The organism is Gordonia jinghuaiqii (assembly GCF_014041935.1).
Lineage (GTDB): Bacteria > Actinomycetota > Actinomycetes > Mycobacteriales > Mycobacteriaceae > Gordonia > Gordonia jinghuaiqii.
The window spans coordinates 4,615,330-4,626,957 of sequence record NZ_CP059491.1 but is presented as its reverse complement, the minus strand read 5'-3'; the positions used below and the strand labels follow the sequence as shown (position 1 = coordinate 4,626,957).

At 66.4% G+C, this 11,628-nt stretch carries 10 protein-coding genes; 5 read left to right on the top strand and 5 right to left on the bottom strand.

Translation table 11 applies throughout. The annotated features are described in order from the left end of the window. The first annotated feature begins 58 nt into the window (after nt 1-58). From H1R19_RS20625 to H1R19_RS20615, 3 genes are all read left to right on the top strand, one after another. Complete coding sequence (locus H1R19_RS20625; protein ID WP_219850030.1) at nt 59-619, top strand: dihydrofolate reductase family protein; 561 nt, start codon at nt 59-61, stop codon at nt 617-619. 137 nt (nt 620-756) lie between these two features. Then, entirely contained in the window at nt 757-2,115 is a 1,359-nt protein-coding gene (locus H1R19_RS20620; RefSeq protein WP_219850029.1) for a styrene monooxygenase/indole monooxygenase family protein, read from the top strand. Nucleotides 2,116-2,292: 177 nt separating this feature from the next. Beyond that, entirely contained in the window at nt 2,293-3,225 is a 933-nt protein-coding gene (locus tag H1R19_RS20615; protein WP_219850028.1) for an oxidoreductase, read from the top strand. Between the two features lie 165 nt (nt 3,226-3,390). On the opposite strand, the gene H1R19_RS20610 is transcribed toward H1R19_RS20615, so the two are convergent. From H1R19_RS20610 to H1R19_RS20600, 3 genes are all read right to left on the bottom strand, one after another. After that, nucleotides 3,391-4,476 carry an NAD(P)H-dependent amine dehydrogenase family protein gene (locus H1R19_RS20610; RefSeq protein WP_219850027.1) on the bottom strand — a complete coding sequence of 362 codons (1,086 nt, stop codon included), beginning with the start codon at nt 4,474-4,476 and terminating at the stop codon, nt 3,391-3,393. A 28-nt stretch (nt 4,477-4,504) separates the two neighbouring features. After that, a complete protein-coding gene (locus H1R19_RS20605) occupies nt 4,505-5,608 on the bottom strand; it encodes a Rieske 2Fe-2S domain-containing protein (RefSeq protein ID WP_188328167.1) in 1,104 nt (367 codons plus the stop codon). A 78-nt stretch (nt 5,609-5,686) separates the two neighbouring features. Then, nucleotides 5,687-6,715: an alpha/beta fold hydrolase gene (locus tag H1R19_RS20600; RefSeq protein ID WP_219850026.1), complete on the bottom strand. Its 1,029-nt coding sequence runs from the start codon at nt 6,713-6,715 to the stop codon at nt 5,687-5,689. A gap of 178 nt (nt 6,716-6,893) precedes the next feature. On the opposite strand from H1R19_RS20600, the gene H1R19_RS20595 reads away from it, so the two are divergent. Together H1R19_RS20595 and H1R19_RS20590 are read left to right on the top strand one after the other, a co-directional pair. Next, nucleotides 6,894-7,526, top strand: a complete 633-nt coding sequence (locus tag H1R19_RS20595; protein WP_219850025.1) for a TetR/AcrR family transcriptional regulator — start codon at nt 6,894-6,896, stop codon at nt 7,524-7,526. Between the two features lie 132 nt (nt 7,527-7,658). Continuing rightward, the gene (locus H1R19_RS20590; protein WP_219850024.1) at nt 7,659-8,645 is read left to right on the top strand and encodes a chemotaxis protein CheB; all 987 of its coding nucleotides are present in this window, start codon (nt 7,659-7,661) and stop codon (nt 8,643-8,645) included. Nucleotide 8,646: 1 nt separating this feature from the next. Here the strand turns inward: H1R19_RS20590 and H1R19_RS20585 are convergent, their stop codons facing one another. Then, entirely contained in the window at nt 8,647-9,435 is a 789-nt protein-coding gene (locus tag H1R19_RS20585) for a sulfate transporter (RefSeq protein WP_219850023.1), read from the bottom strand. A gap of 117 nt (nt 9,436-9,552) precedes the next feature. Beyond that, a complete protein-coding gene (locus H1R19_RS20580) occupies nt 9,553-11,439 on the bottom strand; it encodes a CheR family methyltransferase (RefSeq protein ID WP_219850022.1) in 1,887 nt (628 codons plus the stop codon). Nucleotides 11,440-11,628: the final 189 nt, after the last annotated feature.

Here is an 11,628-nt window from a genome sequence, read left to right as displayed (position 1 = left end):
GGTGACGGCCGTAGGATCCCGGAGATCACCCCGCCCGGACCGCACGAGGAGCCGTCCCATGCTGATCTTCTCGATGAGTGTGTCGGCAGATGGATTCATCACCGACCGCGAGGGTGGCATCGGCTGGGGAGGACCCACCGACGAGCTGTTCGAGTTCCACACCGGACGGGTGCGTGAGCTCGGTGCCTGTGTGCTCGGCCGTCGGCTCTACGAGACGATGCTGCCGTGGGAGACCGACCCGGCGATGCGCCACGACGAGCCGAACTCCGCATTCGCCGACATCTGGAGCGCACTGCCGAAGGTCGTCTTCAGCCGAACCCTCCGCGAGGTCGAGGGAAACGCCCGCCTCGCCAGGAAGTCGCTCGCCGAGGAGATCGCGGAGACTCAGGACTCGACCGACAAGGACGTCGAGATCGGTGGCGCAGGTCTGGCGTCGGCCGCCATCGAACTCGGGCTGGTCGACGAGCTGCGCATGTTCCGCTACCCGATCGTCCTGGGCGGCGGCACTCCGTTCTTCCCGCCGGTTGCCGAGCCCGTCGAGCTCGACCTCGTCGAGACCCGGACGTTCGACTCCCGCATCGTCTACGAGAGGTACCGGGTTCGTCGCGACCGCTCGTGAGCCGGTGACCCGCCGAGCTCTCGGCGCGTCGTCGTGTCGCCCCATTCGTTCTCCCTGCGTCTAACCCTTCAGCGGTACCGATCCCCCCGGCACGCTGTCGGACAGCCATTCCACGCAGACAACCAGGGGAGACGCACATGACCACACGACGATCGGTCGCGATCATCGGGGCCGGACTGGCCGGGACGAGCGCAGCACTCGGCTTCGTCGACGCCGGATTCGACGTCACGCTCTACAGCGACCGCGACCGGGAATCGTTGCGCGACGAGGTGCCGCCGACCGGCGTCGGTGTGCTGTTCGGCAAGTCCCGCGAATGGGACGCCGAGATCGTCGAAGACCTCTACGAGGTCGGCAACACCACCGGCATCAGTGCGCGGCTGTACTCCGGAGTCGGCGAGGAGAGACAACGGGTGCTCGAGTTCAACCCCGACTACGGCTACGTCGCCCAGGCTGTCGACCTTCGACTCCGCGCCGACGACCGGTTGGGCCGCTTCGTGGATCGTGGCGGCCGATTCGAGGTCGGGCAGGTCGACGTCGACCGTCTCGATGCGATCGCCGCCGATGCCGACCTCACTCTCGTCGCCACCGGCAAGGGCGGATTGTCGACGCTGTTCCCGGTGGACGAGTCACGCACCCATTACCGCGAACCGCAGCGCCGGCTGCTCCAGGTCACCCTCACCGGACTCGACCACGGACCCGACACCTTCGCCTACCGCAGCAGCCAGGGCGGCGGACATTCGCTGTTCAACCTCGACAGCGAGAACGGCGAGATCTTCGTCGGACCGTTCCTGCACAAGGATGCGGGCGCGACGTGGTCGTTCATCGTCTTCGCCAAGCCGACCGGCGCGTGGGCGCCGCGAATCGACGACGTGCACGACGCCGCGTCGGCTCGGTCGACGATCGTCGACATCTTCGCCGAATACTTCCCAGAGGACGCCCCGGTCATCGAGAAGCTGCGTGTCATCTCCTCCGACCCGGTGTCGTGGCTCTCCGGTGCCGTCACCCCGACGGTGCGAAAGGCGGTGGCGACCACGTCCGGCGGTCACGCGGTTGCCGCGATCGGCGACACCGCGATCGCTGTCGATCCCGTAGCAGGCCAGGGAGCGCAGAACACGCTTATCCAGGTCGCCGAGCTGGTCAAGGCGGCCCGCAGCCATGAGGGCCCGTTCACCGCCGACTGGTTGTCGGCTGAATTCGAGAAGCACTGGGAGCGCCGCGGACGCGCATCCGTCGAGGTCACCCGCCTGTACCTCGGCGATCCCGACTACGCGACGCACCTGGAGTTGTCGTTTCCGGCTGCCGCGGTCAGTCCGCAGATCGCGTCGGCATTGTTCGGCCTGCTCTCCGAACCCGGTCCGCTGCTCGGCCTGCGGACTCGTGAGGACGTCGAGGGCTTCATCTCTGCGGTGGCAGGGGAGCCGCACGATGAGGTCCTCGCCCGCTTCGCGCCGGCCGGACGGTTCAGCGGCGCCACCCCGGAGGCCGTGAGCGTCTGACGCCTCCTCGCCGCATCGCAGATGTACCTCGTCGGCGCCGGTCCGGGCCTGTGGTCCGGCGTCGCCGAGGTCCCGCAATGTGACGTCTCGACCTGATCTGTCACCTCGGATGTGATACGAACAACAGCGTCGAATCCGACAGCGTGCGGTGCGCGGACGGGTCAGAGGGGGACATCAGTGAAGTCGGGATGGACATTGGCCGATGCGCCGCCGCAGACCGGGCGGATCGCGGTGGTCACGGGCGCGAACTCGGGTATCGGCCGCGAGGTCGCGCTCGGGATGGCGACGCTCGGTGCGACCGTCGTGTTGGCCTGCCGGAATCCCGAGACTTCGGTCGCGGCCCGGGACGACATCGTCGGCCGGGTTCCCGGCGCCGAGGTGGAGATCGTCGAGCTCGACCTCGCGAGCCTGGACTCGGTACACGCCGCCGCGGACGAGATCCGCGGCCGTCACCTGACCATCGATCTGCTCGTGAACAACGCAGGCGTCATGCGTGCCCGCCGCGAGCTGACCCCGGATGGTTTCGAAATGGATTTCGGCACAAACTATCTGGGCCACTACGCGTTGACCGGTCTGCTGATGGACCGGCTGCTCGGCGCCGACGCTGCCCGCATCGTCACCGTCGGCAGCCACGCGCACCGCGCCGGGAACATCGACTTCGACGACCTGCAGATGGAGCGCACATTCTCCAGTGCGGGTGCGTATTCGCGAGCCAAGCTCGCACAGATGCTGTTCGCCCTCGAATTGGATCGACGCCTCAGCGACGCAGGGGTGAAGGCGATCTCGCTGGCGGCGCACCCCGGCGGCACCCGCACCGGTGTGATGCGCGAGCAGAGCCGCTTTCTGCAGTGGGCCTATCACGCGCCGTCGCTGCGCTGGCTCACCGACCGATTCATCATGGATCCGCCGGATGGTGCGTTGCCCATCCTGCGCGCGGCCACCGACCCGAAGGCCCGGGGCGGCGAATACTACGGGCCCATCGGAAGTTTCGGTCTCGCCGGTGCGCCGGTGCTGGTGGAACCGTCGGTCAAGGCGACCGACCGGGAGGTCGCCGCGCGGCTGTGGGACATCGGCGCGGAGCTGACCGGGGTTCCCATCGACCTGGGCTGAGGTCCGGGCACCTACCCGGGCGTAGGCCACGTGTTCGGCCTACCCGGTTGGTACGCCCACGGATTCGAACTCGGCGGCACCGCCGAGGCGACGCAGCCGCCCGCGCGGAGATCACCGACGTACTCCGCGCGGCTGGCCGAGTGGCACGGGTGAGAGCGGGACCCCTCAGACCTTGAAGCGCCCGGCGAAGGATCGCAGCGGCAGATCGGCACTGGTCACGATGCCGGGAGGCGCCTGCACGACCGACCGGATCGAGTTGAGCGCGGGCAGGCCGGTGACGGTCATGCCGATCGACGCGAAGTTCTCCGGCTTGGACAGGTCGAATCCCTTGCGCGGGAAGATCATGTGCTTGGAGTAGATGTTGGGGTCACCGGTGACCTGGGTGATGTAGCAGGCCTGGATGTTCCACGACGGATCGGTGTGCGGCGTCATCTGCCACTCCAGATGGGATTCGACGCGCGGCACCCCGTCGACCATGCCCTGGTACTTGATGTAGCTGCCACCGAGCGAGCCCTCGGGCAGCTGGTACCAGCCCAGGTCGACGTCCTTGGTACACGCGCCGAGTTCATAGGAGAACGTCACCTCGTCGAGCTCGAGGTCGAAGGCATCGGCCATCAGATAGACCGAATCGGCAAACACCGCAGTGTATTTGTGCAACGACTCCGGAATGCTGGGATCGCTGACGGGCAGCCCGTATCCGACCGCCTTCCAGGTGTCGACGGAGTGGTGGCAGGAGACGTCGACCGATTCGGTGACGGTGACGTTCTCGATGTCGGCGACGTCGGCGGTGTGCACGATGCCGAGGATCTGCGCCAGGCCGGGGTTCATGCCGGTTCCGTAGAAGGTGGCACCCCCGCGCTCGCATGCCTCGGCGATGATCTCGCTGACCTTGCGTCCCGAGTGGTGTGGATGGTTGGTGTCCCGGTGGAAGCCGGTGATCCAGTCCGCGGTGGTCACGATGTTGATCCCGGCCTCGAGGACCGCGACGTAGAGGTCCTCGTCGGGAAAGACGCCATGGAACGTCAGCACGTCGGGCCGTGCGGCGATGATGTCGTCGACGGTGCCGGTGGCGACCACTCCCACCGGGTCGAGCCCGACGATCTCACCGGCGTCCCGGCCGATCTTGGCCGGTGTATAGCAATGCAGGCCAACGAGTTCGAGGTCCGGATGATCGCGGACCCGGCTGATCATCTCGGTGCCCAGGTTTCCGGTCGCGACTTGGAAGACCCGGATGCGGGTGGGTGCGGTCATGGGAATTTCCCTTCGATGCTCGGGCGGGTCAGGGCTGTGCGGCGGCGGCGCGCAGCTCGTCGAGTTCGGAACGGCGGATGCGGACGTAGTCGTCGCCGGCGGGGCGGATTTCGCCGGTCTCCGGCCGTTCCGGGTCCACGCCGGACGGTCCGCCGTCGGGGTAGAACTGGCGCGCCCACGTGCGCAGCGCGGTGAAACCCTCGAACTCCTTGCGAGACAGCGCTGGTGGGTCGGAGTAGCGCTGGTGTGCCCAGATGTCGATGTCGAGTGCGAACTGTTCGATCACCAGGTCCGCCATCGTCTTTCCGTAGCGGGACAGCTCGCCGGACTCCTCGCCCGGTTTGCGTCCGATCCACACCGTGAAACGGATGTCGGAGGTGTGTTCGTCGACCGGGGTCACCGCCGGCATGGTGCGGTTGTCGACCATGCCCCAGCTCTTGGTGACCGAACAGCCCAGTCCCGCGTTGATGGATTCGACGCCGCTGGTGGCGCTTTCGAGCGTTGCGCCTTCCTCGAAAGCTATCGTGAAGTCCACGTAGGACACCGGGCCGCCGAAGTCGTGGCGCGTGAACTCCGGCATGAACGGGGTCTTGTGGACGAACTTGAAGTGGGCGAAGTCGACGCCGTTCTCCATGATGTACTGCGGGTGGATCTCCAGGCCGGGCCGGAACAGGGTGGCCGCGGGCACGGGTGGGTAATAGTCGGCGGCGGTGCGGTCGTCGTCGAAGTCGGCGAAGATGTCCGGCACGTCGAAGTGTGGGGGCCTGCCCTGCGTGTCATGCCAGATCCACACGGCCTCATTGCGTTCGACGACTGGGTAGCTGCGGATTCGACGACCCTTGTTGGGGTGCTTCTCGTACGGGATGCAGACGTTGCGGCCTTCGCGGTTCCATTCCCAGCCGTGGAACGGGCACACTAGACTCTCGCCTTCGACGTGACCGCCGTGGCCCAGATGCGCTCCGAGATGCTCGCAGTAGGCGTCGAAGACCGACACCCGACCCGACGCCGACCGCCACGCGACCATGTCGCGGCCGAAGTACTTCATCGTGTGGACCGTGCCCACGGCGATCTCCGTCGACCATGCGACCTGGAACCACCCTGTGGGTGTCATCGAGAGCGGCGTTCGCGCCATTCCGCCACGGTAGGACGCGTTCTCCACGAATGCAAGAGGGTTCTGTGAAACTGTGCCGGTGCGTCCCGGCGGTCGGCCTCAGCCTGCGGCGCCGGCGAGTTCGGTGGCTCCGCGAGTCGCGTCGTGCATGACCCGATGGACCTCGGCCGTGAAATCCTCGGCGGCCTCGATGTTGGAGGCATGACCGGTGTCGAGTACGACCAGGCGGTCGAGGTACCCACGGATCGACAGCGCGTGCGCGATGCGCTGTGTCATCGCGTGGGGTAGCAGCAGGTCGTGGCGGCCGCCGATGACGGTGGTCGGCACGGTGATGGCGTCGGCCCCGGCCGGTCCGAGTGCGAGTTGTAGTAGCGCGACAGCGGATTTCGCGCGGGAGCTCGGTGCGCACGAGCGGGTCATGGCGAGTACGAACGCGGCGTGATCGATTGTCGCCGACCGCCCGTTGAGGACGCGGTGGCGGAGAACGCTGCGCGTGAACCGATCGCCGGGTAAGGGGATGGGCATCGACAAGACCAGTTGGGCGATCCACAGCGGGGCCTTGACCGGATCGTTGAGAAGCGGGATCACCCGGCTCTCGGTGGCGATCCCGCCCCAGGTGGTGTTGGCGAGGACCATTGCGGCGGCGCGTGATTCGGCCTGCTCGCGATGGCGGTGCGCCCACGACTGCAGGGTGATGCCACCCATGCTGTGGCCGACGAAGACGGCTTTCGATGTCTGCGGGACGGTCTGGGAGACCACGGTCTGGAGGTCGTCGGCCAGGACGTCGGCGTCGAATTTCCTTTTGCCCCAGGTGCTGTCGCCGTGTCCGCGCTGGTCGTAGGCGATCACGTGATAGCGCTCGGAGAGTGCGTTGATCTGCGGGTTCCAGTATTCGATGCAGCACGACCACCCGTGGACGAGCACGAGTACGGGCGCGCCGGCGGGGCCGTGGTGCTGCACCCGGAGCCGGGCGCCGTCGGCGGTGACCGCCCATGACGTGCGTTCGGGCTCCCGCGAGTTGAACAGCGAATCGATGTACTGACGGTTCCGCAGTCGGCGGCGCGCCTCGGCGGGCCTCAGGCCGGACAATGCGTACCGAGCGGCACCTATGCCACCACTTGCGTTCATCTTGTCCTCCAGGCATCGCTGCCGTGTAACCCGCGTCACAGTGTCTCGGCTGATGATACAAAATGTGGCTCGGTGTTTCATCCGTTTCCGGAACTTCCTTGGATGTCCGAGTAACCGCACGGGTGCGGGGTCAAACCTGCGCGTGTGTGCCGGAACCGAACGACTACCATCGGCGACCATGCCGCCTGCCGAGAGCCGCACCCCGTCCGTCGGGTCCCGGCGGGCCAATCGTCGCGGTCAGGCCACCCGGGACGCGATGCTCGACGCCGCCCTCGCCTCGCTGGCCTCGGGGGACCCTGCGGCGGTGTCGGGGAACCGCATCGCCAAGGACATCGGTGCCACGTGGGGCGCGATCAAGTACCAGTTCGGCGACATCGACGGCCTCTGGGCGGCCGTGCTGCACCGCACCGCCGAGCATCGCGGCGACCTCCCGGTGAGTGTGAAACCCGAAGCGCCACTGCCCGATCGCGTCGAAGCGATCGTCGATCTGATGTACGAGGGCCTGACGGCGCCCGAGTCGCGGGCCATCGAGACATTGCGTGCCGCTCTTCCTCGCGATCCCGACGACTTGCGGCGGCTCTTCCCGAAGTCCGCGGCCGAGCTCTCGTCGTGGGGGCCGTCGTGGGTTGATTGCTGCCAACGCGCCTTCGCCGACCTCGATGTCGACCCCGTGCGGGTCAGGGAAGTCGCGGCATTTCTTCCCGGGGCGATGCGTGGCCTGGTGTCGGAGAAGCAGCTCGGCAGCTTCCAGGACCAGCAGCTGGCGCGCCGCGGACTGGCGCGCGCGATCGTCGCGCTCCTCGCCGGGTGACCGCATGGCCCGGTGACCGCATGGCCCGGTGATCCACTGGTCAGCGGCGTACGCTGAGCGATGACGCCTCTCCGTCGGGGCGACACACCACCCGCCAGATTGCAGGACGACGATCCGGGGTACGCCGTGCGCATGACACAGCAACAGGTCGTGGCCATCGGTGCCTCCGCGGGCGGAGTCGAAGCACTCTCGACGCTCGTGGCGGAATTGCCCGACGATCTTCCACAGGCGATCTTCGTGGTCTTGCACATGCCGATCGGTGTGCCGAGTGCGTTGCCGAGCATCCTCGACCGGGCGGGACCGTTACCGGCCGTCGCCGCCGAGAACGGCATGAAGGTCGAAGGCGGCACCATCTATGTCTGCGTTCCGGACCGGCATCTGCTCCTTCACGAGGATCGGGTTGCCGTGGCCGACGGTCCCACCGAGAACAGACACCGACCGTCGATCAACGCACTCTTTCGTTCGGTGGCCCTGTATGCGGGTCCGCTGGGGACCGGTGTGTTGCTCTCGGGCGCATTGGACGACGGAGTGAACGGGCTGGGCGCCATCCGAGCTCGCGGTGGAGTCACCATGGCACAGGATCCCGACGACGCAGCTTTCCCGGCCCTTCCGATGAACGCGATCGAACGCATCCGGCTCGATCACGTCGTGACGGCGGCGGTCGCCGCAAAAGTTCTGGCCGACCTCGGTCGGCGCCAATTCACGGAGTCCAGCATGGAAGCAGACAGGCTCCTCGAGATCGAGAACCGTATCGCGATGGGTAGTGCATTCGCTGCACCCGTCGATTCAGAGAATCTCGGCCCGCCCACCAACTACGTGTGTCCCGACTGTCATGGGGGACTCATGGCGATCGACGAGCACAATTTTCGGTGTCGTATCGGACATGCCTGGACCGCCGATGCACTGTTGCACGCGCGGTCGGCCGAGATCGACTCGGCCCTGGGCATGGCGGTTCGGTCCCTGCAGGAGAAGGCGGAGCTCGCGGAGAGCCTCGCAGCCAAGGTGTCTGCGGGGACGTTGCAGGACAGGTACAACCGCACCGCCGAGGAATCGCGTCACGCCGCCGCCGTGCTGCGCGGGCGGCTGTCGGAGTTGCTCTTCACCAACGGAGAGGACTGACTCAGTCCGGCCTTGACGGCATCGACTCGGAGAAGCGGGCGACTTCGCCGGGCCCGGCGACCGCCCATACCGTTTTGCCGCCGGCCGTCGGTGTGCATCCCCAGTGACGTGTCAGAGACGTCAGGAGGGCGAGCCCGGATGCGACCGGGGTATGACCACTGGTGTCCTCGGCCCGCAGCGGCAGATCGGCACTCTCGTCACTGACCGCCACGATCAGCCGAGTATTTCCGTGCACCTCTACGCGGATGTCGGGGTCACTGTGCGTGTGCGCCAGGACGTTGCTCACCAGGATCGTCGTCAGCAGCGAGGCCAATGCGGAGTAGTCGATGTTCCACTCCTCGACGGTGTCGACGACGATGCCGCGCGCTGCTGCCACCGGGGAGCCGATGTAGCGCGGAACGGTGGTTCGGGTGCGATGTGTCACCCGGGTGGCCTGGTGGTCCCCGATGTGATCGAGCGCGGAATCCAGCGACGAGTACGCGGGGACGTAGCGGGTGATGCCGCCCCGGATCAGCTCGCGCATGCGGATCTGATCGGCGACGGCGGCGATGGGTACGTTCGGCCATTCACGGACCAGCCAGGCCGCGCTGGTCAGGACAGACCACGCAGAGCTCGAGGGGGCCCGAAGTTCACGTACGTCCACGATGAGGCATTCGGGCGCGTCGGTTGCTGCCTTCACGACCGCGTCGCGGACCTCCAGATAGGTGGACGAGTCGAGCACCCCGGAGACGACGAGCACCGTCGCGGACTCACGTCGTAGTGCCCGTACAGAGAGATCATCGCTGCTCATCAGTTTCACCTCGAAGCGTTGGTGTCTTTCGCCGGAGGTGATACCCCGCGGCGCCGCCACGTATTCGTTCAGGGGCGCATCGGCTCCCCTCGGATCGTGTTCGGTCGCCGCGGCTCGTCATGGCGTGGGTACCTCGTCGCTGTCTCCGTGCCCGGCCGCCTCGACGGATTCGACGGATTCGACGACGAGCATCGCGCCGCGGATGGCGTGATTGCGGGAGCGGAAAGGGCTGCAGCGAATACGGATCCGCACTGTGCGGCCACGCCTGTTGATGGCGTCGAGTTCACGTGAATCCGTATAGGACGGATCCACGAAGGCGTTGCCGACCATCGGTCGCAGATCTTCGGTGGGCAGGCCGATGTCGAGCCCGAGAAGGGGTTGTCCGGTTGTTTCCGCCGCCGAGACGCCCCACATCTCCTCGGACGCGAGGTTCCACACGGTGATCCGCATGTCACGGTCGACGACGATGATGCCGATCTCGGCCGAATTGATGATCGAGTCGAAGAACTCGCGCGCATCGCTGAGCTCGACCGTCCGTTCTCCGAGGGTCGAATTGATCGCCTGGAGTTCATCATTGGTGGATTGGAGCTCCTCGTTCATCGTTTCCAACTCTTCGTTGGTCGACTGCAGTTCTTCGTTCGTGGTCTCCAATTCCTCTACCGTCGACTGCAATTCCTCATTGGTGGTCTCGAGCTCTTCGTTGGTGGACTGCAACTCCTCATATGCGGTCTCGAGTTGCCGGTTCGCGTCCTCCAGCTTGTCGAGCAGTGCGCGCATGGCGCTGACGTCGAAGAAGGCGACCGCCACCCCGAGCAGGCCGTTCTCTGCGTCGACGAGAGGATTGATGTGTACCTCGAGCCAGATCGACTGGCCGCCCTGAATTGACCACTCCACGTCCCGGATTCGGGACGATCGTCGCTCGACCTTCGCCTGTTCGACGTATCCGCGGAGTTCGGTCGGGCGGTAGGACACCTCGAGGTCGCGCAGAAGGCGACCGATGTCCCGGCCGGAGAGGCCGAACATCAGCTCGGCTTGCTGATTGACCATCGCAACGGTGTCGTCTCCGGTCACCACCAGCTGCGCGACGGGGCTGTGCCGGAAGGCGAGGTCGCGTAGCGACGACAATCCGCCGGCCTCGGGACTCGCGGCCAGTTCGGACTCGACCGGCAGGTTCCCGATCGCGCCACGGAACCTGGCAGACTTTCGGAACAGACGGTTCTTGAGGTCGAAGGGCGTGAACCGGTCACTGTGGCTGAGCAGCATCTCGGCGTGGCCCAGGAACAGGATGCCCTGCGGGGCCAGCGCAAAATGCAGGCGTCCGAGGACCCGTCGTTGGGTTTCGGCGTTGAAGTACATGAGCGTGTTGCGGCAGACCAGGAGATCGATCCGCGAGATCGGGGCATCCTGGACCAGATCGTTGCGGCCGAAGATCACCCCTCGTCGCAGTTCCTTGGTGAAGACGTAGCGCGAGCCGTCCTTCTCGAAGTACGCCTCGAGTAGGTCGGGCGGGATGTTCTCGACAGCACGACGGTCGTAGGACGCCTGCCGTGCCTCGTCCAGTGCCTCTTCGTCGATGTCGGTGGCGTAGATCTTCACGCGCTGGCGGAAGCTCTCGGCGCCCACCGCCTCGGCCAGCAACATCGCCAGCGAGTAGGCCTCCTGACCTGAGGCGCAGCCGGCGCTCCAGACGCGGATCGGGTCGTCGGGCCCGCGTTGGGCGAGCAGCTGCGGGATCACGGTGTTCCGCAGGCTCTGCCACGCGTCCTCGTCGCGGAAGAATGCCGTGACGTTGATGAGGATCGTGTTGAACAGGGCACCGAACTCGTCGGCGCTGGCCTGGAGGTGGTCGAGGTACTCGGTGAAGCTCTCGATCCCCACCTGACCCATCCGGTGGTGGACCCGCCGCATCAGCGAGGTCCGCTTGTATCCCGTGAAATCGAATCCGCGCGTGTCGCGCAGGTACGTCAGGAGCGCCTCGAAGTCCTCGCCGTTTTCCACCGACATTCGTTCCGCACCTCTCATTGCCCGGACGTGGCCACCACGGTGAACACTAGTTCGGTGCGTCCTCAGCGGGAAACATGATGTGACCACAGCTCTTCGGCCGGCCTCAGGGGCCGGCGAGACGAGCTGTGGTGCCATCAACCGCCGAGGATCCTGAGGCATCTCGTCCTGGGGTCGGAGTCAGAAGCGCTT

Coding starts and splice junctions, on each gene's coding strand:
- H1R19_RS20625 (WP_219850030.1), top strand. CDS start 59: ATGCTGATCTTCTCGATGAGTGTGTCGGCAGATGGATTCATCACCGAC.
- H1R19_RS20620 (WP_219850029.1), top strand. CDS start 757: ATGACCACACGACGATCGGTCGCGATCATCGGGGCCGGACTGGCCGGG.
- H1R19_RS20610 (WP_219850027.1), bottom strand. CDS start 4,476: ATGACCGCACCCACCCGCATCCGGGTCTTCCAAGTCGCGACCGGAAAC.
- H1R19_RS20605 (WP_188328167.1), bottom strand. CDS start 5,608: ATGGCGCGAACGCCGCTCTCGATGACACCCACAGGGTGGTTCCAGGTC.
- H1R19_RS20600 (WP_219850026.1), bottom strand. CDS start 6,715: ATGAACGCAAGTGGTGGCATAGGTGCCGCTCGGTACGCATTGTCCGGC.
- H1R19_RS20595 (WP_219850025.1), top strand. CDS start 6,894: ATGCCGCCTGCCGAGAGCCGCACCCCGTCCGTCGGGTCCCGGCGGGCC.
- H1R19_RS20590 (WP_219850024.1), top strand. CDS start 7,659: ATGACACAGCAACAGGTCGTGGCCATCGGTGCCTCCGCGGGCGGAGTC.
- H1R19_RS20585 (WP_219850023.1), bottom strand. CDS start 9,435: ATGAGCAGCGATGATCTCTCTGTACGGGCACTACGACGTGAGTCCGCG.
- H1R19_RS20580 (WP_219850022.1), bottom strand. CDS start 11,439: ATGTCGGTGGAAAACGGCGAGGACTTCGAGGCGCTCCTGACGTACCTG.